The sequence below is a fragment of the Enterococcus sp. PLH-Efm8 genome, from assembly GCF_053011625.1.
Map to the genome: position 1 here is coordinate 480,879 of NZ_CP172568.1, position 25,765 is coordinate 506,643.

Here is a 25,765-nt window from a genome sequence, read left to right on the forward strand (position 1 = left end):
AGCGGTTAAGATGAATTTTTTTAAATATTTGAAAGATCAGTGGACATTGATCTTGGGATGGCTGTTTTTTATTGCATTGACGATCTTTGTGATGTGGCTGGCGCCAAACATCAAAGTTGATTTGAGCACAATTGCTTATTTAGCTTTGATTGAGGGCGTCTTTCTGATTTTTTATCTGCTGGGTGGTTACTTGAGCAAGAGAAGATGGTGGGGAAAATTAGCCGACATACAAAAAACTTCCCCTTTGCAAAATTATTTGAGTGGTGGGAGGACAGAAGAAGAAAAACTGGTAGAAGAATATATCAATCAGCTGATCCGTGAACACCAAGAAGTAATGCAATCAGCAATCAGTAATCAACAAGACCAAAAAGATTATATTGACTCATGGGTCCATGAAATCAAAGTGCCACTTTCCGCTTCTAAATTGCTAGTTCGTTCGATCGAGTTCGATATTGACGATCAAAAGTATACATTACTAGAAAATGAATTATCAAAAATCGATGAATACGTAGAACAAGTTTTGTATTATGCAAGACTCGACAGTTTCTCGCGGGACTACCTCATCCAAGAATATGGACTAAAAGGAATCATTCAGCCTGTGATACGCAGTCAGGCAAATTATTTTATCCAAAAAAATATTCGCTACGAGATCGTTGGTGAGGATCATACTGTTTTGACCGATGCTAAATGGATCGCTTTTATCTTCAACCAATTGCTTAGTAATGCCATCAAATATACGCCGGATCACGGAAACATCATTGTGAGCATAGAAAAGGAAGCGCAAGGAGTCAGCCTTTCAGTTAAAGATTCAGGGATCGGTATCCCAGCGGAAGACTTGAAACGGATCTTTGATAAGGGATTTACTGGGAGAAATGGTCGACTTAGCAAAACACATTCAACAGGATTAGGACTTTATTTAGCAAAAAATCTGGCCGAAAAATTAGGTATCCATTTGACGGCTGAATCAACTGAAGGAAAAGGGACAACAATGACTTTATTTTTCCCAATCTTAAATTTTTATAATGAAAAACGTTAGAAAATCGTTAGAAACGAAAAAAAGTGCTTGTGTTGTTAACGTTTTCGCTGATAAGTTTCTTATCATGTGAAATAAAAGGAGATTGGTTATGGAAATTTTAATAGCATTAGTCCCTATGTTGGCATGGGGTAGTATTGGTTTAGTAAGTGGTAAAATTGGTGGCGATGCCAATCAACAAACACTAGGAATGACGATCGGTGCATTTCTGTTTTCTTTAGTTGTCTTTTTCGTTGTTAGTCCTGTAATCACCCCTTGGATTTTCTTGATCGGATTTTTATCCGGCTTAGCTTGGAGTGTTGGACAAAATGGACAGTTCCATGGAATGAAGTACATGGGTGTTTCTGTAGGGCTACCATTGTCTACTGGTTTTCAATTAATTTTGAATACGATTGCGGGAGCCGTTTTCTTCCATGAATGGACACAAACGAAAGATTATGTATACGGTATTATTGCTTTAGCTCTTCTTGTAAGCGGTGCGTATTTGACTGCCCGACAAGATGACGAAGGAAAAATAGATACAGATAATAAAATGCTTGATTTTGGTAAGGGTTTTAGAGCATTGATCTTCTCTACGATTGGTTATGGTGTATATACCATCATCGTCAACTGGGCGAATTTGGATGCGATGTCAATTATCTTACCTCAAAGTATCGGAATGATCTTAGGCGCAAGCTTCTTTGCTTTCCGTAAAGTTAAAGTCGATCAGTTTGTGTGGAAAAACATGATCTGTGGATTATTATGGGGCTTAGGAAACATCTGCATGCTTCTAACAGTCAAATCACTTGGTTTAGCTGTTGGCTTCTCACTTTCACAAATGGGGATCATTATCTCTACTTTAGGTGGGATTTTCATCCTTGGCGAAAGAAAAACGAAAAAAGAGCTCATTTATGTTATTGTTGGTTGCCTTTTAGTCATTTTAGGTGGTATCCTTTTAGGGTATATGAAAACAGTTTAATCGCTGTTTTCCAACCTAAAATGGGGAGGAACTTCAATGGATTTGTTTCGTAAGAAAGAGATCAATCTCAATCATACGAGTGAGATGAAAAAAGAACTAAAAACGTCTGATTTGATCATGCTTGGAATTGGTGCGATCATCGGTACGGGAATATTTGTGGTGACAGGGGTTGCGGCCAATCAAAATGCTGGTCCAGCACTGTCACTTTCATTTGTCTTAGCTGCAATCGTTGTCATTTTGTCTGGACTAAGTTTCGCAGAATTTGCTTCGCGAGTGCCAGTGATTGGTGGGCCATATGCCTATCTGTATGTTGTATTTGGTGAATTTGCTGCCTGGCTGACAGGGTGGTTGTTGATCGGGGAATTTTTACTAGCGGTTTCCTCTGTTGCTTCCGGATGGTCTGGCTATATGCAAGGTTTTTTGAAAAGTTTAGGGGCCGAACTTCCACAAGCATTAACTGGCGGGTACAATCCGGAAAATGGTACATACATTGACTTGATTGCGGTGCTCGTAGTGATATTCGTCACTTACATCGTGTCGCTTGAAGCCAAGAAAGCATTACGTTTGAATAATGCCATGGTATATGTCAAATTTGGTATCATCGCGTTGTTTATCATTGTAGGAATATTTTTCGTTAAACCTGATAACTGGCAGCCATTCATGCCTTTTGGTTTTTCCGGTGTGCTAGATGGTGCAGCTCTTGTGTTTTTTGCTTTCTTGGGATTTGATGCCGTTGCAATGGCAGCCGAGGAAGTCAAAAACCCGCAAAAAGATGTGCCAAGAGGAATCATTGGTTCGATACTGATTGCTACTGTCCTTTACATCATCGTGACGCTGATCTTGACAGGAATCGTTCCGTATACTGAACTAGGAGTCAATGACCCAGTGGCTTTTGCAATGAGGTATGTAGGACATGGAACAGTGGGCGCGGTGATCGCTGTAGGGGCAATTTTAACGCTACTGACGGTAACGATCTCGATGATGTATTCACTTGCTCGTTTACTGTTTGCTGTCAGCAAGGATGGCTTACTTCCTAAGTTTATGACAGAAATCGATCAAAAGCATCGTACACCGAAAAAAGCGACTTATGCCGCTGGTGTGGCAGCTGTATTCTTTGCCGGATTTTTCCCATTGAATGTATTAGCGGAACTAACGAATATCATGGCGCTCGCCTATTTGATGCTTGTTAGTCTAGGCTTACTGAAGTTGAGAAAAATGTTTGGCAAACCAAAAGCTGGAGAATTCAAAGTGCCATTCGTTCCGCTATTGCCAATCGTCTCCATCTTGACTTGTATTGTATTGATGCTTCGTCTGCAAACTGTGACATGGATCGTGTTCGGTATCGTAATGGTTATTGGACTGATCATTTATTTTGGCTATGGCTATGGACACAGCAAGATGAATGAGAAATAGACTCCAATGGAGAAGTTAGAAGAAAGATAAGAAAAACGCCCATCAACAGTTGTAATAAACTGTTGTTGGGCGTTTGTTTTAGTAACAAGCGAAAGGTGATCTATTGGGTTAAATCCAACAGTTTTTGTTTCAGATCTTCTTCCATGTGTCCAAGCTCTACTTCTGCATGACGACGTTTTTCTTTTCCTTCTTTTTGGATACGCAATGTCTCTTGGATTGTTTCGATCAAATCATTTTGAGTGGTTTGAAGGGTCTCGATATCCACGATTCCACGTTCATTTTCTTTCGCTGTTTCGATGGCTGAGATTTTCAGCATTTCTGAATTTTTCTTCAATAAGTCGTTTGTTGTTTCAGAGACTTGGCGTTGAGCAGTTACTGCATCTTTTTGACGAAGCAAGGTCAATGCGATCACGACTTGGTTTTTCCACAGCGGAATGGCTGTAGCGATAGATGCTTGGATCTTTTCAGCCAAGGCCTGATTTGTGTTTTGGATCAAACGGATTTGTGGTGCTTGCTGGATCGTGATCTGTCTAGCTAAGCGAAGATCATGCGTACGTTTATCCAGACGATCTAGGAATTGCGTGTAATCATTGGCAATCTGAACATCCATCTGATCGCCAGTTTCTTCTGCTCTTTTCATCGCTTCTGGAATGATCGTTGTTTGAAGTTCTTCCATTTTCAATTCTCCAGCAGCGATATAAATATTCAGTGCATCAAAGTAGTCTTTGTTTTTCTGGTAAAGCTGTTCTAACATCAGATTATCTTTTAGCAGACCGTCTTTTTCTTTATCTAATTTCACTGAAATCTTGTCAATTTGTGCACCAATCTTTTGATATTTTGCTGTCACTTCATAGATCGATTGTTTGACCTTCCCGAAGACACGCTGGAAGATGTTCCCTTCTCCGGCACGCAGTTCGTCAGGATTGGCTTCTTGGAGACGATACATCAGTTCAGTTAAGGAATCTCCTACAGGACCAATATCTTGTGCTTGCACATGATTCAACATCGATTGTGAGAATTCACTTAATTTTGCTTGGGCAGCCGATCCGTAGCTGATGACAGACTGTGCATCATTAGCATCGATTTTTGCTGCTAGCTGTTTAGCTTGTTCTTGGCGTTCCGCCGGTAGTTTGTCAATTAAACGAGCAGCTGTCTGTTGCTCTTGGAGCTGATCAATCTCCGCTTGTTGTGAAGTGGTCAGCGTATCTGTTGGAGTTGAAAACGGGTTGTTCAATAAATCTTCAAGTGTATCGTTAACTGGTGTAACATCTTTTGTTTCAGTCGGTTTATGATCCATAAAAAATTCCTCCTTGTTGAATCTGTTCTCGATTCTTACATGAATGTCTCTACTTTAGAAAAAGTACTCGAAACAGCCAGACATCATCTGAATGTTCCGAGTCTTCTTTTATGAACAAAAGAGTTAATCCTTTTGTTCTGGTTCATATTTATTATCACGCTTTAAGCTCTGTTTCGCAACAGATATCTCTACGTCGATATCATCTAGATCCTCAGCAACGAATTTTTGATAATCTTGTGCGATTAAAGCTGACAGCTGGTCGATGATCTGCGCGCTTTCTTCTAGTTTTTCATAGGTCTGTTTGTTTTTGATCTCATGGTCATTGATCTCATTATACTTATTTGTCAAATCAACTAGATTCGGCAGATGCGTATAAAGAAACTGACTTGCTTCATGCAGTCGGTTTGGTTCTTTCACCAATTCTTTGAATAAAGCTTTCGCTGCTTTGACTGGATCATGGCGGAGATCGATTGCTTTAAGTTTGGCTGTCTGCTGCATATTCATTTGCAATTGATTGATCTCATTTTTTGTTTGATTCATTGTTTGTCGAAAAAATGAAATTTCATTCGCTGTCATACCGCTTTTTTCATAGTGAGTTTCAAGTTCGTCAGTCAGTGCAGGAATTTCTTCTTGTTTTCCCTTTTTCCTGCGCGAACCAAAGAGTCCCCACAAAACTAAAACTACACCTATCAATAAAAGTCCTAGAACAAAAGAAAAACTATTGTTTCGGACAAAGAGAAATAGCAAGACCAATGCTAGAAGCCACGGCCAATTTCGTTTTATCATAATAAACCCTCCATGTCATTTATCGTTGAGTATTGAATTCTTTTCGTTATTCGATTACATACTTATTTTAGCATACGGACTACTATAAAGAGTATCGGACTAAAGAAGGATTTTCTATATTTAGAGAAAATCTAAGGTTTATCTATGGTAAACTAATAAGGAGTTTTTGAGAAAAATTGAAAAATGAAAAAAAAGCAGTTATGATTACAAAGAAAGCAGGAGAAGATATGCTGAACAATGAGCAATTTGAAGAAAAAACAATCAGTCGCAAAGAAATCTATAGCGGAAAAATTATTGATGTTGCTGTAGACGAAGTTCGTTTGCCAGATGGAGGAACTTCGAAGAGAGAACTGGTATTTCATCCTGGCGGTGTCGGGATCATTGCTTTTGACGAACAAGATCGTCTGCTTCTTGTCAAACAATTTCGAAAACCTTTAGAAAAAGTGATTTTGGAGATTCCAGCTGGAAAAATCGATCCAGGAGAAGGACAAAATCCCGAAATGACAGCAGCTAGAGAATTAGAAGAAGAAACTGGCTATCGTGCGAAGTCGCTGAGCCATCTTACTTCGATGTATCTTTCACCAGGTTTTGCAAATGAAGTCCTTCATATTTATCATGCACAAGGGGTAGAGAAGGTCGAGAATCCTTTAGCACAAGATGAAGACGAAGTACTGGAGTTGTATCATCTAACTCTTGAAGAGGCGCAACAAGCGATGAAAGATCAGTTGATTTGTGATGCAAAGACGATTTATGCGATTCAATACTGGGAACTATTGACCAAAGGAAAGTAGAGGGATCGGCTTATGGCCAAAGGACCGCTTATTACGCGAAGCGAACTTCGCAAGCGACAACAAGCACAAGCAAGCGAGTCATTAAAAAAACAGCGAAAAGCAGAAACAGCTTATCAGCAAGAAGAAAAAAAGATTGCCAGCTTTTATCGTAAAGAAAGCAAAAAGAATAAACCAATCACGAAAACAAGGATCAGCGAACGGGAAAAGACGACCAAATGGAACTCTTTTTTGATGAAATCTCTTATTATTGTTATCCTAATGTTATGTGTGGTTTTTTTAGCAATCGCATTTATATAGAAAGAAGGAATTAAAAAGATGAAAATCGGTATTATCGGCGCAATGGAAGAAGAAGTAAAAATTTTGAGAGAGAACCTAAGCGAACCATTATCATGGGAACGCGCAGGCGCTTTATTTATTTCAGGTTCATTAGGTAACCACGAAGTGATCGTCGTACGTTCCGGTATAGGAAAAGTCTTAGCATCTATTACCACAAGTCTGTTGATCCAACAATACGGCGTGAACATGGTGATCAATACAGGTTCAGCTGGCGGAATCGGTGAAGGCTTACAAGTAGGTGACATCGTTATATCAGACAAAGTAGCTTATTTTGATGCAGATGCAACAGGATTTGGCTACAACCCAGGACAATTACCAGGAATGCCTCTATATTATGAAGCAAGCACATATTTGCGCAGTGAAATGGTTAAAGCAGCAAAAGCAACGAATTTGAACGCAAAAGAAGGATTGATCGTTACAGGTGATACATTTGTCGACTCGCCAGATAAAATCAAAGAAATCTTAACGAATTTCCCTGAAGCATTAGCTTGCGAAATGGAAGGAGCCGCTGTTGGACAAACAGCTCGTCAGTTCAATATCCCATTTTTGATCGTACGTGCAATGAGCGACACAGCAGATCACTCGGCGACACAAAGCTTTGACGAATTTATCGAAGACGCAGGCAAACGATCAGCAGAAATGGTGATCGAATTTGTCAAACATCTCGTATAAGGAGGACTAAGATGAACGCATTGATCTCGATTGACTACACATATGATTTTGTTGCAGAGGATGGAAAGCTGACTACTGGGACAGCAGGACAAGTAATTGAAAAAAAGCTGACTGCTCATACAAAGAAGTTTATTGATCAAAAGGATTTTGTCGTTTTTGCCATTGATGCGCATGATCCAAAAGATTCCTTTCATCCGGAGAACCGCTTATTTCCTCCGCATAATGTGATAGGAACGGGTGGACGGGAATTGTACGGCTCTTTAAAAAGTTTATACCAAGACTATGAGCAAGAGGAAAATGTTTATTGGATAGACAAACGGCATTATTCCGCTTTTAGTGGAACAGATCTAGACATCCGTTTGCGAGAACGCCAGATCACAGATATTTATTTGACCGGCGTATGTACAGATATCTGTGTGTTGCATACAGCAGTCGATGCGTATAATCTAGGATACAAACTCCATATTTTCAAAGATGCCGTGGCAAGTTTCGATCCCGTTGGACATGAATGGGCATTGAGACATTTTGAGTCCACACTAGGCGCAGAAATTTTATAAAAAAACAAAGTGATTTGATAAAATAAAAAGCACAAAATAATAAAAGAAGAGCATAAAACAAACGACTTTGTTTTATGCTCTTTTTTATACGTTATTTTAAAAAAACTTATTCTTTTTACGTTAATAAATCTCTTTATTATCAACAACTTAAGTTATATTTTTTCTTTTTATAAAATACACTTATTATAATTTTGTTTTTTATTGACAGTAAAAATAAATTAGGTAATACTTTAAGTAAACGCTTTCTAATTTGTTACGGGAGGAATACACTTGTTAAAAAAACGTATAAAATACAGTGCGCTAATGATGAATCTCCTTATGCTCAGTACCCCGGTTTTAATTTCTGTCGTTGAAGTTGCTGCTAACGAACAACAGTCTGTGAACGAAGAAAATGCACACGTGAACATTGAAGGGATGTCAACAATGGAGGAAATACCAAGAACTAGTGAAGATATGGATACGGAAGAAGGAAATGATCCTATGATGAAAGAATCAGAAAATGAAAAGACAAAAAAGCAATCTGAAGAAGCAAATGAAGAGTGGAAAGGGGTTGTTTTCGGAGAAAGCACAAGTGCTAGTAGGTATGCCATTGAACCATTAGAAGACGGCGTGCGGCTCTCTTCCACGAATAACGGCGGAAAATTCCAGTCAAGCGGATCAGATGGAATGACCTATTATTATCAAGCAATCCCCAAAGACATCAACTTTAGGATGCGGGCGACGATCGAAATAGAATCTTGGACCTATACGAATGCCCAAGAAGGATTTGCTTTAATGGTAAGAGACGCAGTACCAAAAAATCATTTGTTTGGGCAGGCATTTTATTCAAATTCATTTGCCATACTAGGCAGTCGGATCGAATATGTCTGGGACTCGGATAGACAAGAAGTGGTCAACACGAGCGGCAGCAAATATACGATGCGACTTGGATTGGGGACACGGGCAATCACAGGAATATCATCTGAAGATCCGCAAGCTGCGCCAGCTCCTGGGAGTGTCTCAGTGGAAACAACACCTTTAGAGACTTCAGCAGGGTTCTTGGAAAAAGAAACAGGTTCTTATAATATATTCGGAAACGGTCATGGGAATCTGTTTCCGGCCACGAACTCGATTACTAAACTGGACGTAGAGATGAAAAAAACGAATACTGGTTTAGAGGCATATTATTACGATCCTGAAACAGGAGAAGAAATGGCTTCTGACATCATGTATGACTGGGAAAAATTATACGCTTCAGATGAATCGGTTATTTATGCAGGATTTGCTGCAGCAAGGAATATGACGATCAAGGTAGAAGGAATCGAAGTTGCTTACTCAGATCCTGCGACAGATCCTCCTGGGCAAGAAAGACCTACTCGCTTGATTGATCCGATTTACACTGTGACCTCTAGTAATCATTCAGGAAACCAAGATCATACTATGTCCTTTAGAGCAAATGCTGACGGATTATTGACAATTAAAAATAAAGCAACAGGAGAGGTGCTTAAGAACGCAAAAAACTTGGCTATCACTGCGAATCGGGAATTTGATTATCAGACAAAACTGATGGAAGGAACGAACGAATTTACTTTCAGTTTTACGCCAGATAAAAACTATCCGCCAGAAGAATACGTAGAGATGACTAGTTATGAAACAAAAGAGATTCTTCATACAGTGGACTACCGTAAACCTAAATATTCGACAGTTTATGTAACACCAGAAGGGTCAGATGCAGGAAACGGAAGCAGACAAAATCCATTATCTCTGACACAAGCATTGAGATACGCATATGCTGGGCAGACAATCGTCATGGCGCCTGGAACTTATTCCTTCGAAAGAGGATTGACGATTCCAAAAGGCGTTAACGGGACAAGAGAAAACCCGATTCAGTTGATTGCAGAGAAAAATCCAGAAAACAAGCGTCCTGTACTTGATTTTAAAGGAACTGGAAATGGGATGACACTGTTCAGTCACTACTGGGGTTTACGAGGGTTTGACATTACAAATAGTGCAGCTATGCAAAAAGGATTACAGATTTCTGGAAATCATAATTTGATCGAAGAGATTCATGCTTATCGGAATGGAAATACAGGAATCCAAATCAGCGGTAGCTCAAATGATCCTTTCGAAGCATGGCCCGCGCATAACTTAGTCAAGAACTGTACATCTTTTGAAAATGCCGATCCAGGATTTGAAGATGCCGATGGATTTGCGGCCAAACTGACAATAGGAGAAGGAAATGTATTTGACGGTTGTATCGCGTATCATAATGCAGATGACGGTTGGGACCTTTTTGCTAAAAATGAAACAGGTTCGATCGGAAAAGTAATCATCAAAAACTCAGTTGCTTATCGAAACGGCTGGGTACCAGGAATTGAGGGAGAAGGTAACGGTAATGGATTCAAAATGGGCGGTTCTTCTTTAACGGGCCCTCATGAATTGATCAATAGTTTGTCTTTCGAAAATCTTGCGAAAGGAATCGATTCCAATAGCGGAACAGATATTATCGTCAATAGCAGTACAAGTTTTAATAACGGTTCATATAATGTGGCTCTTTATACCTCTTCAGCAGGAAACACAGACTACCATGCTTCTGGTATCTTATCTTTCCGAACAGAGAATCTTGAGATGAGAGAGCAGATCCGCCCATTGAATCAAAACGAAGATCAAATCTACCACTCGTTGAACTACTATTGGAATGAACGAGAGAAACAATCAGAAAATACTCTTGGACATACCATATCAAAAGATTGGATCGAGTCTCTAAATACATGTTCGAAAGAAGGTCAGCAGCCTGTTACGCGCTATGAAAATGGAAGTATCCATGTTCATGGACTGATGCAGATTAAACCGGGGAATCGTCAAACAGAAAAGGAAAGAGTGGATGGTCTTCCATTATCTGTAGGTGCTATTTTTGACGGAGAAACCTCACCGTCTTCGGAATATCCAGAGTATGCAATCGTACAAGAACCAAATCAGACAAAACCAAATGAACAAAATAATCCGATTATTATACAAGAAGCAAATGGTGTGGCGGAGAATGCAGAAGGAAATATCATTGAACTGAAGCCTTTTACAGTTTTTGTGTCAACTTTCACACCAAATCAAGGAACGCCTGTCTTTGAAGATATGCGTTATTTCCCAGAAAAGATCCAAATCGTTGAAACACAGTCAAGTGCTCAATTTTCTAATCATACCGCTATTTTTTCAGCACCTTCAAAAGGAGAATATACGCTAGAAGTCACTTATCGTTCGGAAATATTTGATGGGGAAAAATGGTCTGCTCATACAGAATCTGTTACCCAGCAAAAAGCGATCACTGTGCGAGAAACTGCCGATGTGCCCCCGGGAAATGACAAACCAGAAAGAGAAAATCCAGGAAATGAATCACCAAATGGAAAACCAAATGGAAAACCTTCTCATCCGGATAGGACAGCAAAAGAAAGTGAAAAAAATGGCACTCAAGGACTCCCAAAAACGGGAGAATTTAATAACCCGTTGCTAGCATTAGCTGGAGGAATTTTGTTAATCGGTGTAGTTGTTTATGTCATGAAACAGCGAAAAAAATAAGTGGAATTTCTCCTTTTATGATGTAAAACAATTGACTGAGGAAAGTAAAAATAGAAGGAAATGAGACCAATAGATGTCTCACTTCCTTCTATCTTTTTATAGATGAGGTTCTCCTTGCTGCTTTTGATTGGCTGTTCTTATTACTTGATGCAGGACAGCTTTTTCACAATCTCTCCACTAAACGGTGTTCAATCAGCTGACCCTCGGTATTAGCTCAACAAACGGCAAAATATGAGGAACTATTTTTCCGTTTTTTTCTCTAATACTCAGGTCAGGACGCTGATTTCACAACCTCTCGATAAACGGTGTTCAAAAGCCAGTTTCTCGGTAGTAAGTCAAATTTATGCAAAAATGTGGAAAGCCATTTTCACAAAATTTTTCTTACTACTTGAAACTAAGCAGCTTTTTCACAACCTCTAATACATGGTATTCCAGAAGTAACTTCTTCGAAAAATAAGCCGAAATGTCACAAAAATTTGAGAAGCGATTTTCCCAAATTCCTTCTTATTTCTTGAAGCTGACCACTTCTGGCACAACCTCTTACCAGATTCGCACTCTTTTTTCTGGCGCTAGATACATAGCGTCTTGTTCCGTGATACCAAATGTTTCATAGAATTCGTCAAGGTTTTTTGGTTGCACGTTTGCTCGGAGTTTAGCAGGGGCATGGACATCGATTTGCAGTAAAAGTTGTTGGTATTCTTTTTTTGCTTTTGTACGCCAAATCGTTGCCCAATTGACAAAGAATTCCTCGATAGAAAGATCTGATTCCGTTTTTGCTGCTTCCAATGCACAGCTTAGACCGCCTGCATCAGCAATATTTTCCGAAACGGTTAATTTTCCGTTTACTTTTCCGTCAGCAAAAGGCAGACCATCGAATTCTTCGATCATTGCTTGTGCTTTGTTTTGAAATTGTGTAAGATCTTCTTCTGTCCACCAGTTGTTCAAGTTGCCATATTCGTCAAATAAAGCGCCGTTATTATCAAATGCATGGGAAATCTCATGAGCGATAACAGCTCCGATTCCACCATAATTAGCAGAGCTTGATTGTTCTAGACTGTAAAATGGTGCTTGAAGGATCGCTGCCGGAAAGACGATCACATTCCGAAATGGATGATAATAAGCATTGACCGTGTCAGCACTCATTTCCCATTCTGAACGATCCACTGGTTTGTTCCATTTGCTGAAACGATCTTTTAATGTGAGTTTGCTGAAAACAAGAGTATTTGAAAGCAAAGTACCACCCTGATCTGCAGGTACTGTTTTGAACTGGTCGAATAATGCTGGGATCTTATCGGGGTAGCCTACTTGGATACCTAAGTTATTTAATTTTATGACGGCTTTTTCTTTTGTTGCATCCCCAAGCCAGTCATTTTCTTCTAGACGTTTTTTATAAACGGCGATCATTTTTTTCACCATTTGTTCTACGTCTTTTTTAGCAGCTTCGCCAAAATATTTTTTTCCGTAGTAATCGCCAACTACTTGATCGAATTGTCCAGAGGCAAGGTAATACGCTGCTTTTTTCTGAGGCATTGCTTCGTCTGTTCCAGACAATACGCGAGAATAGATTCCGCTGACTTGGCGGAATTCTTCTGATAGATAACCACTAAGAGAACGTACTGTTTTAATGATCATCCAGCTTTTGAATAACGGAAAATGAGCTTCTGTCAGGATGTCATTCAAATGATCGAAGTACACTGGATCAGTTACGATCACTTTATCTGGAGTTGTCCCAATCAAACCCGTGACAAGTTTTTTCAAGTCCAGTTTATCTGTGTATTTAATAAATGTATCAAAAGATTGCGGATTATACATTTTGCTGTAATCTGCGTTTTCTTCTGCACTTTTTACATGAGGAGCAATCAATTTATCAAATTGCACTGCTTGTTCCGTGATTGCTTCTGCCTGACTTTTTTCTTTGCCGGCAAGCTCTAATAACTGAACAGCCATATCAAAGAAAACGCCTATTAGTTGTGCACCGTTGGGATGGTCTGATGCATAATACGTCTTATCTGGAAGGAATAAAGAAGGCGGATAAGCAAAGAAGGCGTTCGTTTGCGCATTCTTCATATCTGCATCTACATCCAGATTAAATGGCAATGGTAATGTATCCAACAGCCATTCTGGAAATTGCTTATTCAATTCGTCGAAAGACTGCAATGATTCAACTTTTTCGATTATAGGTTGAAGCGGTTGAGCATGCAACTCATTTCTTCGGTCATAATCGTTTGCCAGTTGATAATATGCAAGGAAATGTTTCATTTTTTCTGAAGACACTTTTTCTGGATGGGCAAGCAGATCGTCTGTTTCTCCCATCAAAAGTTGGTCGATCCCGTCAACTAAATCTTGGAAACCGCCTGTAGCTGGTTTATCTGCAGGGATTTTTGCTGTTTTTTGCCATTCTTCATTGACTGCTTCATAGAAATCTTGTTTCAATCGTTCTTTGTTCATTCATCGATCGCTCCTTTTTTGTTTCGTGTGCCCATTATCTTACAAAATGAAGGAATTAACAAATAGAACATAAAAAATTGAAAATTCGAACAATCAAACTGATTTGTTTTTTTCAATCCTTCACTTATAATGAAAAAAAGGAGGCGATCCCAACTGAATCAAGTAGTGGATAAACCTTTATATTTCAAAGTAGATAAAAAAATTAAAAAATTAGCCAGCACTCAGCAGCTGCAGTCAAGAAAAAGTAAATTGCTTTTTTTAGCTCTGGTTTTTGAAGATCAAAGTTATGTGATTATCGATCAATCAGGACATCCGGTAGAATATTCTCCAGCAAAATATACTTATCAAGAGGGTCTTTCTTGTAAAAAATGGAAGCTGATCAATGAAGAGCCAATCGAGTTATCTAGATGGATCAACAGAAAAGAAGATATTCCCGTTTTGATCGAAGAAAAAAGGTCAGGAAAGGAACTCGCAAATTGCTGGGTGGGATTGCCAGAAGAACGTTTTTTGAGGTATAAGAAATGGGCTACCCCCTCAGGCTATCTTTGTGGTACTTACGCGGCAGCAGTTCTCCTTGCCTATTATCAAGACTATCGTAAGGGGTGGATGCTTCCAAATGAGATTCGCAAGAAAAATACGGCTGATTCGTTGGTTTTGACGAAGGCATTGCGTAGCCAGATCCAACCACTAGGACTTCCTACGATTCCTTTTCAGGTTAGTACAGGGATTTCTAGTTTTTTAAAGAAGAATGGCAATCATGAGCGTGCACGAGCAACTCTTCTAGGTTCATGGCAGCGAGCTACAAAACGTATACGTGAAGGCAAACCTGTGATGATTGGTATTTTGAAAGTACTTGGCAGTACATATGGCAATCATTGGGTGACAGCGTACGCTTATTTTGAAACTGAAACAGGAGAACGTTATTACAAAGTACACGACAACTGGGGCGATTATCATAAAGTCATTCCTGCCAGTTGGAGTAACGGAACAGTTTCACTTCCTTAAGAATTTGCTGAAATTAACAGAAAATCTTGGAAAAATATGTTAAACTATCGAAGAATAGAGAAGTTTTGGGGAGGACTACATGAGTAATAAGTATCAGGATGACACGTTGAAGATTTTTAGTTTGAATGGCAACCGTCCATTAGCTGAAAAAATCGCGAAAGTGTTCGGAACAGAATTAGGTAAAAGCGTCGTGAAGCAATTTAGTGATGGCGAGATTTCCATCAATATCGAAGAAAGTATTCGAGGGGATCATGTGTATATCGTTCAATCAACGAATGCACCTGTCAATGATTACTATATGGAACTACTGATCATGATCGATGCAATGAAGCGAGCAAGTGCGAAAACGATCAATGTCGTATTGCCTTACTATGGGTATGCTAGGCAAGACCGCACGGCGAAACCTCATGAACCGATCACTGCGAAATTGATCGCTAACTTGATCGAAGAAGCAGGGGCAACTCGAGTACTGACTTTAGATCTGCACACGGTTCAAGTACAAGGATTCTTTGATATTCCTGTAGATAATTTATTTACGATGCCGTTGTTTGCTCATTATTACCGTCAATTAGGTCTGACGGGAGATGACATCGTAGTTGTTTCGCCAAAAAACAGCGGTGTTCAGCGTGCACGTAGTCTTTCAGAATATTTGAACAGCACATTAGCCATCGTAGATCATGCAGATGATGCTTCAACTGAGGGTGGTTATGTGATCGGTGATGTTCAAGGAAAGACATGTATCATGGTAGATGATATCTTGAACACAGGAGCAACGCTTGCACGAGCAGCAAATGTATTAAAAGAAAACGGCGCAAAAGAAGTATATGCCTGTGCGTCACATGGATTATTGTCCGATCATGCGAAAAGTATTTTAGACAATGCACCAATCAAAGATATTTGTATCACTGATTCTGTTTTCACAGAAGAAAATCGTCATCCAGAAAACTTAACAATCGTTACATGTTCAGAATTAATGGGTGAAGCGGTCAAACGCATCCATGAAAATACACCGATGAGTCCGTTATTCCGTCTGGAAGAAAAAGAATTCGAATAAACAAAAAAAAGAGGGAAAGAAGTTGTGACAGAAGTGAGCAGCTTCAAGGAGCTGCGACAAGACTTTTGTCACAGCTCCTTTTTTCTATGCCCATGAAACGTCCTCTAGACAAAAATGAGCTCTTCTTTGGTTTGTTCGCTATTTTATGCTAGAATGTGCCTAGCAATAATTTGGAAGGGATGAATGAAGTGAAAACTATTTATCTGGATCATGCGGCAACTACCCCCATGCATCCACAAGTAATTGAAGCGATGACGGCAATCATGCAAGACACGTTTGGAAATCCTTCAAGCATACATGGATTTGGTCGCCACGCGCATGAAAAATTGGAAACAGCAAGACAAATCATTGCAGACAGTCTGCAAGCAAAACCTCACGAGATCATCTTTAACAGTGGGGGAACAGAAGGGGATAATACAGCTATCTTAGAAACAGCGTTCTCGCGTCAAAAAGAAGGCAGACATCTAATCACTACAGCTATCGAACATCCTGCTGTTCTTAATACCATGAAATATTTAGAGACAAAGGGGTTTGACGTTACATATCTGCCTGTAGATGAAAAAGGGAATCTGTCGATCGAAGAGGTCAAAAAAGCGTTACGAGAAGATACGATCTTGGTCTCTGTGATGTACGGGAACAATGAAATCGGAAATTTGATGCCAATCAAAGAAATCGGTGAACTTTTAGCGGATCATCCAGCTTATTTCCATACAGATGCGGTACAAGCGTACGGAAACCAAACGATCCATCCAGAAGAATTAGGAATCGATTTATTAAGTATCTCTGCTCATAAAATCAATGGGCCAAAAGGCGTCGGTTTCTTATATAAACGAGACGGAGTAAATATCCCTGCATTGCTTTTAGGCGGGGAGCAGGAAGAAAAGCGGCGTGCAGGTACAGAAAATTTAGCAGGGATCTGGGGTATGGCAAAAGCAGTTGAACTGCTGTCACCTGAAGAACGTGAAGCACGTAACAACAAATATAAAGGATTCCAGCAATTGATTCTTGATACATTAGAAGCAAACGAAATCCCTTATCAAGTAAATGGTGATTTAACGAATAAACTCCCTCATGTGTTGAATCTTCGCTTAATTGGCGAAGCAAATGATTTGCTACTGATGAAGCTTGATCTTAATGGGGTCGCTATTTCTACTGGTTCAGCTTGTACAGCAGGAAATATCGAGCCTTCACACGTATTAGAAGCAATGTATGGAGAAGATACACCGATACTAAAAGAATCCATCCGTATCAGCTTTGGTTTGGGAAATACCGAAGACGACATCCAGTATTTCCTTGATCAATTAGTTCGTGCTGTCAAAAAATAACTAGTGAAGTCATTCTTATATGAACAGATGTCTGAGAGAACGCCTTCATTTTTTAGGGAACTTAACTGAAAAACCTAGTAAAAATCAGGATAAACTTTTATAATAAAGAGAAACTAATTTTATCGAGGTGAAAATCATGGCATTTGAAACAACAGCAACGGTACTGGGCGCACCAATTAGCTATCGTTTGCATCCTGATGCAAAAAGATATACATTGCGCGATAATGGATTTACAGAAACAAACGGAGGCAATTATCAATTGATCCGACCATTAGATGCCACGCCGCAAAGCAAAGAAGGATTCAAATTAAAAATCACTGTATCAAAAGATATTCAAACATTGAAAATGTCGATCACTACAGCAAATGGATTGAAAGCAGTCAATATTTTCAAAGATCCAAAACAGAAAATGAGCCAAGATAAATTTTATTTTCTGATGGATGGGATGATTAGCCGTGGGTTATTCGAAAAAGTCGAATGATCTGTGGATATAAAAAGACAACTAGTTTTGAAACGGCCTATTGTTAGATGACTAACTTTGTAAGGACGACGCAAATTAGTTGTCTTTTTTATTTTTAAATTTAACACATGTTGTTATTTTTAATATTTTGCTGATTTATTGTTTCTAAGTAAAGAAATTTAAATTGAAACGATTGTTATTTAGGGAAAAAGGTATTTTTTGAAAAAAGAATCCCGTATAATGATTGTTGTGCAAACGCTATACAAAATGAAAAAGAAAAGAGGGATGTTTATGGAAAATGAACAGTCGGTCGTTTTAACGAATTGGAAGAGAAATTATTTGTTCTTTTTATCGGGACAGTTTTTGTCAGGAATCACTAGTATGGTCGTCCAATATGCGATCATCTGGTATTTGACAAGAGAAACCGGTTCGGCGACAATTTTGAGTTTTGCTACTTTACTAGGAATGATTCCCATGGTTTTACTAAGCCCATTTGTAGGACCGCTAGTGGATCGCTGGGATAAAAAAGCTCTTTTGATTGTCACGGATATTATTGTAGCGATTTTCGCGCTTATTTTAGCAGTAGTCGGAACGATTTCAGAATCCTTCCCGATTTGGCTAGTTTTTGTGTCTTTGTTTATGCGTTCGGTCGCACAAACATTCCAAATGCCAACGATCCAGTCGATTATGCCGACAATCGTTCCATCTTCTCACATAACAAGGACGAATGGACAGTTAGGAATGGTCCAATCAGCGAATTTCATCATTGCGCCAGCTCTAGGTGCGGCTTTGTTTTCAGTCGTTCCTGTCAATTACCTTATTTTATTAGATGTATTGGGGGCAGTTTTTGGTGTCGGCTTATTGATTTTTGTGAAGATCCCAAAAGTTTCTCCTGAAATATTGGAAGTTCCGCTTACTATTTTTAAAGATGCAAAATTTGGGCTGCAGCAATTGATGGATAATAAAGGGTTATGGTACATAACGATCAATGGTGCATTTGTGATGCTGTTGTTCATGCCAGCAATCAGTCTGTATCCATTGATGACGCTAGATTACTTTGGTGGTTCCGTTGGACAGGCGGGAGCAGTGGAAGTAGTCTACGCAGTCGGAATGCTCTTAGGCGGTGCACTGATCAGTTTTATAGGAACATGGAAAGACCGAATGAAACCTATTATTATAGCCTACATCATTATGGGCCTGACGATCGGTGCAAGCGGATTGGTTCCAAACGATAGTCAAGGGTTCTTGTACTTTCTTATCTTGAATGCAGGAGCAGGTTGTGCAACGCCATATTTCAATACACTGCTGATGGCAATGATCCAGCAGAGTTATGAATCGAATGTTTTAGGTCGTGTCTTAGGGAACTTCAACTCTTTGATGAACCTGGCAGGTCCAATTGGATTATTATTTGCAGGACCATTAGCTGATCGTTTAGGGGTAGAAAAAATGTTCTTGTTTTCCGGAATCGGGATTTTATTATGCGGAATCGTTTTATTTTTAACGTCAGCTGCCCGAAATTATGATAAAGAATTACAGAAAAAACTGGTAAAAGAACACCATGAGCAAAAAGACGAATAGTATGGAATGGAGTTGTGACAGAAGTCTTGTTACAACTCCATTTCTGATCCTAATGTTCCTGTGGCAATAAGCCTACTCAAATGAAAAATATGAGTAATTATCTTTATTTGTTTAATACTTGATATAGGGCAGTTTTTTCACGACCTATCGTACTTCCTCTTTGCTTCATAGATTTCTTTGATTTGTTGCTCAGATAACGGAGTGCCAAATGGTAGTTTTTCCTTTAAGAGTTCTCTTTCCGGTGCGTCTACGCCTACATTGACATCGTTCTCGATAGGTACGCTGTAATGATGGATATGTCCATGAAGATTGCGGATAGTGTCGTTAGGCCCGAGCAACATCGGATAATGAGTCAAGTAATATTGTTGATGGTCGAATTTAACGATGGCACCTACATCATAAAAATAAAATTTGGGACTTCCGTCAGTAAGCCTAGGATCATTTTTTTCTAAATAACGGAAAAAAGCGCGACTGTCATGGTTCCCTTTGATCAAGTGGATTGTTCCTTGCAGTTGAGTGACCAGTTCCAAAATTTCTGCATTTGCTTTTTCATATTGCGGATGCATAGCAAGGTCGCCTAGATGATAAACATGGTCGGTTTCTTTTATTACTGCATTCCAGCTAGTGATCAACTGTTGGTTCATTTCATCCACATTTGCAAAGAGCCGCGGAGCAAAGTCGTTTTTTCCTAATAAGCGTTCATGGAAAAAGTGCATATCACTGATAAAGTAATTCATGTATCTTTTGCCTCCCTTTTTTCTTAGAGTAAACAAAATCACTTATCTGAGCAACTCATAACATCTAAAAAGAAAAGGTTGTAAATGAGACGTGCAGCTTTAAGCGATAAGAAGCAATTTTGAAAAATAGTTTTTCACAATTTATAAAATTATTCCTTATTGCCGAAAGGCTGGCCCTTTTTATGAGTATGCCAATTTTTTATATCGAATGCTCAAAAGATGAGTGATTTTTTGGTTGACTATCATGTTTGTGTACTGAATAGGTCCAGTAGAACAGTATTTTTACGACTTGATAATTAAGGGATGAAATTTTCAGAAATATGACGTATAATGTAAAATACTGAAAAGTTGCGACCTTCAACTCGTAGATGTTTCAGAATCTAATTGAAATGATGGTGATATCATGACAGACAACAGCAAAACACGCGTTGTCGTAGGGATGAGCGGCGGTGTCGACTCATCTGTAACAGCACTTTTGTTAAAGGAACAAGGATACGACGTGATCGGAATATTCATGAAAAATTGGGATGACACGGACGAAAACGGTGTATGCACGGCCACGGAAGATTATAAGGATGTAGCGAAAGTAGCTGCTCAAATCGGGATTCCTTATTACTCTGTGAATTTTGAAAAAGAATATTGGGATCGTGTATTTGAATATTTCCTAGCCGAATACCGCGCAGGACGTACACCTAACCCAGACGTGATGTGCAACAAAGAAATCAAATTCAAAGCATTCTTGGATTATGCAATGGATCTTGGCGCCGATTATGTAGCTACTGGACATTATGCGCAAGTCACTCGCGATGAAAACGGCGTGGTCCACATGCTTCGTGGAGTAGACAATAATAAAGATCAAACTTACTTCCTTAGCCAATTATCACAAGAACAGCTTTCAAAAACGATGTTCCCTCTAGGCGGCATGGAAAAATCAGAAGTACGGGCAATTGCTGAACGCGCAGGCCTTGCGACTGCTAAGAAAAAAGATTCAACGGGAATCTGCTTTATTGGTGAAAAGAACTTCAAACAATTTTTGAGCAACTATCTGCCAGCAAAAAAAGGAAATATGGTCACTCTTGATGGTGAAGTCAAAGGACAACATGCTGGCTTGATATATTATACGATTGGTCAACGTCAAGGACTAGGGATCGGTGGCGGAGGAGATTCGCAAGAACCCTGGTTTGTTGTAGGAAAAGATCTAGCGACAAACACATTATATGTGGGGCAAGGGTTCCATCATCCTGCATTGTATGCCACAAGCTTGGATGCAAGTGAAATCCACTTTACGACGAATGAACCAATGCCAAAAGAATTCAAGTGTACAGCGAAATTCCGTTATCGTCAGCAAGACGTTCCTGTGACAGTTCGCTTATTGGATGATAATCGTGCAGAAGTCGTATTCGACGAACCTGTACGTGCAATCACTCCTGGACAAGCAGTTGTATTTTATGATGGAATGGAATGTCTGGGTGGTGGTTTGATCGACCACGCATATCAAGAAACAAAAGTTTTACAATACGTTTAAGCGATATTAAATGAATCAAAACAGCTATGGCTAACAAAAGAAACACCTTTTCTTTTGGATAGCATAGCTGTTTTTTTGCAATAAAATTAATTTTTATTCATTTTATACTTGAAATACTTGTGTAAAAAGTTCATAATATCCAATAATATGAATAAAGTTGCTTTTTGTTAAGCAAGAGCAGTTGCAAAATAGAAGGGAATCTTTTGCAAGTGATTTGTTCAATTTTATAAGTGAGGGTGATGGAAATGGAAAAGAAATCGACGGGTATTAGCAAATGGGGACTGGTTGCTCTGGTTGTCAGTTCGTCAATCGGAAGCGGTGTGTTTGGGATCACAAGTGATCTGGCTAGTTCTGCAGCTCCAGGGCCAGCGATCCTTTCATGGATAATCGTTGGGATTGGTATTTTAGCTTTGGTATTATCGCTGAATCATTTAGGAGAAAAGCGTCCAGATCTAGATGGTGGTATTTTCGGTTACGCGGAAGCTTCATTTGGTAAATTAGGTGGCTTCATCAGTGGTTGGGGTTACTGGTTGTCTGCGTGGCTGGGAAATGTTGCTTTTGCAACGATGCTGATGAGCGCCATGGGAGAATTTTTCCCGATATTCAAAGGTGGACAAAATGTTCCTTCTATTTTATTTGCAAGTATTTTTATTTGGGGTCTGACTTTATTAGTAAACAATGGAGTTGAAGGAGCGAGCGTCATCAATACAATCGTGACGATCTGTAAATTAGTGCCATTATTCCTATTTTTAATATTTGTATTTATCGCATTTAAAGTGAATATATTCACTGCTGATTTTTGGGGTAACGTATCTGATAATCTAGTGAATGGAACAGGGCAGCAAGGAACGATCTGGTTGCAGATTAAAGGTTGTTTGATGGTTATGATGTGGGTCTTTGTAGGGATCGAAGGCGCAAGTGTTTTAGCCAACCGCGCGAAGAAACGTTCAGAAGCCCAGCAAGCATCGATCATTGGTCTGCTTTGTTTATTGTTTATCTATATCCTTGCTTCGATCTTGCCATACGGCGTCTTATCTCAAGAAGAGTTAGCAACTATTTCACAACCTGCTATGGCAAATATTTTAAAAGGAATCGTGGGAAATTGGGGAGCAGCGCTGATCAATATCGGCTTGATTATTTCGATCATTGGTTCTTGGTTGTCTTGGACGATGCTCCCAGCAGAAACAACGATGTTGATGGCTCGAGACGGTCTGTTGCCGAAAGGTTGGGGAAAAACGAATAAAAAAAATGCCCCAACTTATTCGTTAGTTGTTACTGCAATCTTGACTAATCTATTCTTATTGACTTTCTTAGTTACTGATTATGCCTATCAATTTGCCTATTCTTTATGTACAGCGGCAATTTTGATTTGTTATCTACTTGTCGGGATCTATCAAGTCCAGTTTTCTTTAAAAGAAGGAATCAAAAAACAAGTAGTGATCGGTGGGATTGCTGTAGTTTTTGAATTGATGGGCATCATTTTAGCAGGATTTTCTTATGTCCTTTTATGTAGTATTGCCTATCTTCCTGGTTTTTGCTTCTACTGGATCGCTTGTCGTGAAACCAAACATCAAATTACGGGAAAAGAAAAAGTAATGATTGGGCTGATTTGTGTGGCCGCACTGCTTTCAATCGGGTTGCTTGCTGTAGGCTGGATCAAGATATAAGGGGGAAAGAAACATGAAAATCGCAAATTTCGGTGTAGAAGAATGGCTAAATAAATGGGAAAAGAAAGCGGTATATGATATTGCACAAAGCTCGATCGAAGCATTGACATTAGACGAACTCGTTGGCTTAGATGGGACTAGCGTAAGTAAATTTTTCGAAAAACGCAAAAACGAACCATTGGACTATGGCTGGATCGAAGGATCAGATGTTTTCAAACAAGAAGTCGCTTCTCTTTATCAAACCGTCGATCCGGAAAACATCTTACAAACGAATGGAGCGACTGGTGCTAATCTTTTAGCTCTATACGCGTTAGTGGAAGCAGGAGACCATGTTGTTTCGATGCTTCCTACTTATCAGCAATTATATGACATCCCCAAATCTTTAGGTGCCGCTGTTGACTTTGTTCATTTGAAGGAAGAAGAAGATTGGCAGTTTGATTTAGAACAGCTAGAAGCCTTAGTCAAACCTGAAACAAAAATCATCTGTTTGAATAGTGCAAACAATCCTACAGGCACATTGCTAGATCGGAAAACTTTAGAAAAAATCGCAGAAATTGCTCGTACAGTAGATGCATATGTATTGATAGATGAAGTATATGCGCCTTTAACGGATAAAGGTGAATTCTTGTCGATCGTAGATGTCTATGAAAAAGGTATAGCAACCAATTCCCTATCCAAAACCTACTCCATTCCAGGTATTCGTATTGGCTGGACAGCTACTGGACCTGAGTTGGCAGAAGTTTTTCGAAAGTATCGAGACTACACGATGATTTGCGGCGGAGTCCTGTCAGATGATCTTGCTGTACATGCATTGAAGAATAAAGAAAAAATATTGGCGCGAAACAAAAAGATCATTACAGAGAACCTTGTGATTTTAAAACAATGGGTAGCCAATGAACCGAAAGTTGAACTTGTCGCTCCCAATTACGTCTCTACTTCTTTCATTAAATTAGCCATCGAAGAAGATGACCAGACATTTTGTATCAATTTATTAGAAGAAACAGGAGTACTATTAGTACCAGGAAGTGCCTTTGATTTACCGAAGCATGCCCGACTAGGTTACTGTTGTAAAAAAGAAACCTTGGAAAAGGGATTATTCCTCTTATCTGAGTTCTTGAAAAAACAGGCCTAAACAAAAACACTGCAAGGACAGTCTGTGACAACTGTTCAAGCAGTGTTTTTCATTTACGCTTATTGTCTATGAGAAGGAGAGTGCCCTGAAGCTATGGAGACTCCTGAAGCTTTTTCTTCTGCAGTTTCTTGCTGATGGATCTCTTGTGTATTGTGTCGTACAAGCAAGAAGTTGACCAAAACAAGAAGAGAAGTCGAAAGAAAGACGCCACGATAACCAAATGCACTGGAAACACTGGAGCCGATCATAGGCCCTACTACGTTACCAGTTGCTTGGAAAGATTGGTTATAACTGAAGATCCGTCCAGCAGCTTGATGAGGCGAATATTTTGTGATCAATGCTTGGACAGCAGGGAGCAGACAAGCATCAGAGATACCAATCAAAAAACGTAAGGCAGCTAATTGCCAAACATTCGTGACGAATGCCATTGGGATATAAACCAGAATCGCAAAACCCAAACCAATCGCAAGTATTCTTTCACTCCCAATCTTGTCACCTAAGCGACCAAATCTTGGAGCGGCTATCAAAGTGGCAATCCCAGGTATCGAAGCAATGATTCCGCTGATCAACGTAACATTCCCATGTCCATGCAGCAATTGGCGAATGTACAGACTGATGATTGGACTAATGGAATTGTTGGATGCTTGGATGATCATCGTTGTGACGAACATACCGATGACGACGTGTGGATATTTCAAGTCTTTGAAAATCTGTTTGGCAGAAACCATGTTTTCTTTTTTCACTGGGACAAATTTTTCATGGACGAAAAACAGACTCAACAAGAAGACGAAAAATAAGATGATCCCTGTAATGAAAAAGGTAGGGCGATAGCCAAACGCTGAAGCAGAGATCCCGCCAAGAAGCGGTCCAAGTAATGTTCCTGTAACAGAACCAGTTGCTAAGGTTCCAAGAACTTGACCACTTTTTTCTTTTGGCGTCCCAGTTGCGACAAGGGCAGTGGCATTACTGATATAACCAGAAAAAATCCCTTGAAGCAGACGCAATGCGACTAATTGATACACACTAGTCACGCAACCCATCAAAGAAATGACGATTGCCATTCCTAATGAAGCACGCAACAGCATCAATTTTCTTCCTTTTTGGTCGGCTAATTTTCCCCACCAAGGAGAGATAAGCGTAGTCACCAAGAAAGTAGATGAAAAAGTCAATCCGCTCCAAAAGTTCAATTGTGACGTACTATAATTACCTAACGTATCTATGTAAAGTGACATAAAAGGCATGACTAAACTAAATCCGATACCAGCCATAAATGTTCCAAACCATAAGACAAACAAGTTTTGTTCCCAAGTTTCTCTTTTCCTAAATAATTTTTCCTTTATTCTTGCAGCCAATTAGACTCCTTCTTTCTGAAAATTTTCATCTACAGCTCTTTATTATAAACTACAATATGTAGTTTATCAATGAAAGTCTCTTTTTTCTCT

General features: G+C 39.4%; 21 protein-coding genes. 16 read left to right on the plus strand and 5 right to left on the minus strand.

Annotation, left to right across the window (positions count from 1 at the left end):
- Window positions 1–10 precede the first annotated feature (10 nt).
- From sapS to ACIFUW_RS02320, 3 genes are all read left to right on the plus strand, one after another.
- A complete protein-coding gene (sapS, locus tag ACIFUW_RS02310; RefSeq protein WP_002286770.1) occupies window positions 11–1,036 on the plus strand; it encodes a two-component system sensor histidine kinase SapS in 1,026 nt (341 codons plus the stop codon).
- Window positions 1,037–1,124: 88 nt separating this feature from the next.
- Window positions 1,125–1,991, plus strand: coding sequence for a GRP family sugar transporter (locus ACIFUW_RS02315; RefSeq protein WP_002286769.1), 867 nt, complete (start codon window positions 1,125–1,127; stop codon window positions 1,989–1,991).
- 36 nt (window positions 1,992–2,027) lie between these two features.
- Entirely contained in the window at window positions 2,028–3,404 is a 1,377-nt protein-coding gene (locus ACIFUW_RS02320; protein ID WP_002286768.1) for an amino acid permease, read from the plus strand.
- Window positions 3,405–3,504: 100 nt separating this feature from the next.
- Here the strand turns inward: ACIFUW_RS02320 and ACIFUW_RS02325 are convergent, their stop codons facing one another.
- Together ACIFUW_RS02325 and ACIFUW_RS02330 are read right to left on the minus strand one after the other, a co-directional pair.
- Window positions 3,505–4,701: a toxic anion resistance protein gene (locus ACIFUW_RS02325; RefSeq protein WP_002286766.1), complete on the minus strand. Its 1,197-nt coding sequence runs from the start codon at window positions 4,699–4,701 to the stop codon at window positions 3,505–3,507.
- A 123-nt stretch (window positions 4,702–4,824) separates the two neighbouring features.
- Window positions 4,825–5,487, minus strand: a complete 663-nt coding sequence (locus ACIFUW_RS02330) for a 5-bromo-4-chloroindolyl phosphate hydrolysis family protein (protein WP_002286764.1) — start codon at window positions 5,485–5,487, stop codon at window positions 4,825–4,827.
- Between the two features lie 227 nt (window positions 5,488–5,714).
- Here ACIFUW_RS02330 and ACIFUW_RS02335 point away from each other — a divergent pair, with 227 nt between their 5' ends.
- The 5 genes from ACIFUW_RS02335 (at window position 5,715) to ACIFUW_RS02355 (ending at window position 11,392) form a co-directional block, all read left to right on the plus strand.
- On the plus strand, window positions 5,715–6,278 hold the full coding sequence (locus tag ACIFUW_RS02335; protein ID WP_002325125.1) for an NUDIX hydrolase: 564 nt from the start codon (window positions 5,715–5,717) through the stop codon (window positions 6,276–6,278).
- 12 nt (window positions 6,279–6,290) lie between these two features.
- Window positions 6,291–6,575 (plus strand): cell wall synthase accessory phosphoprotein MacP, encoded by a 285-nt coding sequence (gene macP, locus ACIFUW_RS02340; protein WP_002286760.1) that lies wholly within the window; start codon window positions 6,291–6,293, stop codon window positions 6,573–6,575.
- Between the two features lie 18 nt (window positions 6,576–6,593).
- Window positions 6,594–7,286, plus strand: a complete 693-nt coding sequence (locus ACIFUW_RS02345; RefSeq protein WP_002286756.1) for a 5'-methylthioadenosine/adenosylhomocysteine nucleosidase — start codon at window positions 6,594–6,596, stop codon at window positions 7,284–7,286.
- 11 nt (window positions 7,287–7,297) lie between these two features.
- Window positions 7,298–7,843, plus strand: coding sequence for a cysteine hydrolase family protein (locus ACIFUW_RS02350; RefSeq protein WP_002291217.1), 546 nt, complete (start codon window positions 7,298–7,300; stop codon window positions 7,841–7,843).
- 270 nt (window positions 7,844–8,113) lie between these two features.
- A complete protein-coding gene (locus ACIFUW_RS02355; protein WP_002286749.1) occupies window positions 8,114–11,392 on the plus strand; it encodes a right-handed parallel beta-helix repeat-containing protein in 3,279 nt (1,092 codons plus the stop codon).
- Between the two features lie 540 nt (window positions 11,393–11,932).
- Here the strand turns inward: ACIFUW_RS02355 and ACIFUW_RS02360 are convergent.
- On the minus strand, window positions 11,933–13,840 hold the full coding sequence (locus ACIFUW_RS02360; RefSeq protein ID WP_002286747.1) for a M13 family metallopeptidase: 1,908 nt from the start codon (window positions 13,838–13,840) through the stop codon (window positions 11,933–11,935).
- A gap of 129 nt (window positions 13,841–13,969) precedes the next feature.
- Here ACIFUW_RS02360 and ACIFUW_RS02365 point away from each other — a divergent pair, with 129 nt between their 5' ends.
- The 5 genes from ACIFUW_RS02365 to efmA all read left to right on the plus strand — a co-directional run bounded on the left by ACIFUW_RS02365 (window position 13,970) and on the right by efmA (window position 19,262).
- Complete coding sequence (locus ACIFUW_RS02365) at window positions 13,970–14,845, plus strand: dihydrolipoamide dehydrogenase (protein ID WP_002286745.1); 876 nt, start codon at window positions 13,970–13,972, stop codon at window positions 14,843–14,845.
- A 79-nt stretch (window positions 14,846–14,924) separates the two neighbouring features.
- Entirely contained in the window at window positions 14,925–15,899 is a 975-nt protein-coding gene (locus tag ACIFUW_RS02370) for a ribose-phosphate diphosphokinase (protein ID WP_002286741.1), read from the plus strand.
- A gap of 179 nt (window positions 15,900–16,078) precedes the next feature.
- Window positions 16,079–17,224, plus strand: a complete 1,146-nt coding sequence (locus ACIFUW_RS02375; protein WP_002295158.1) for a cysteine desulfurase family protein — start codon at window positions 16,079–16,081, stop codon at window positions 17,222–17,224.
- Window positions 17,225–17,360: 136 nt separating this feature from the next.
- A complete protein-coding gene (locus tag ACIFUW_RS02380) occupies window positions 17,361–17,705 on the plus strand; it encodes a DUF1831 domain-containing protein (protein WP_002286736.1) in 345 nt (114 codons plus the stop codon).
- 270 nt (window positions 17,706–17,975) lie between these two features.
- Window positions 17,976–19,262, plus strand: a complete 1,287-nt coding sequence (efmA, locus tag ACIFUW_RS02385; protein ID WP_002291207.1) for a multidrug efflux MFS transporter EfmA — start codon at window positions 17,976–17,978, stop codon at window positions 19,260–19,262.
- Between the two features lie 137 nt (window positions 19,263–19,399).
- Here efmA and ACIFUW_RS02390 read toward each other — a convergent pair whose 3' ends face one another.
- Window positions 19,400–19,999, minus strand: coding sequence for a metallophosphoesterase (locus ACIFUW_RS02390; RefSeq protein WP_002286728.1), 600 nt, complete (start codon window positions 19,997–19,999; stop codon window positions 19,400–19,402).
- A gap of 403 nt (window positions 20,000–20,402) precedes the next feature.
- On the opposite strand from ACIFUW_RS02390, the gene mnmA reads away from it, so the two are divergent.
- From mnmA to ACIFUW_RS02405, 3 genes are all read left to right on the plus strand, one after another.
- Window positions 20,403–21,524 (plus strand): tRNA 2-thiouridine(34) synthase MnmA, encoded by a 1,122-nt coding sequence (gene mnmA, locus ACIFUW_RS02395; RefSeq protein WP_060804990.1) that lies wholly within the window; start codon window positions 20,403–20,405, stop codon window positions 21,522–21,524.
- Between the two features lie 245 nt (window positions 21,525–21,769).
- Window positions 21,770–23,191, plus strand: a complete 1,422-nt coding sequence (gene arcD / locus ACIFUW_RS02400; protein ID WP_002286721.1) for an arginine-ornithine antiporter — start codon at window positions 21,770–21,772, stop codon at window positions 23,189–23,191.
- Between the two features lie 13 nt (window positions 23,192–23,204).
- Window positions 23,205–24,323: an aminotransferase gene (locus tag ACIFUW_RS02405; RefSeq protein ID WP_002286711.1), complete on the plus strand. Its 1,119-nt coding sequence runs from the start codon at window positions 23,205–23,207 to the stop codon at window positions 24,321–24,323.
- Window positions 24,324–24,382: 59 nt separating this feature from the next.
- On the opposite strand, the gene ACIFUW_RS02410 is transcribed toward ACIFUW_RS02405, so the two are convergent.
- A complete protein-coding gene (locus tag ACIFUW_RS02410; protein WP_002286708.1) occupies window positions 24,383–25,675 on the minus strand; it encodes a multidrug efflux MFS transporter in 1,293 nt (430 codons plus the stop codon).
- Window positions 25,676–25,765: the final 90 nt, after the last annotated feature.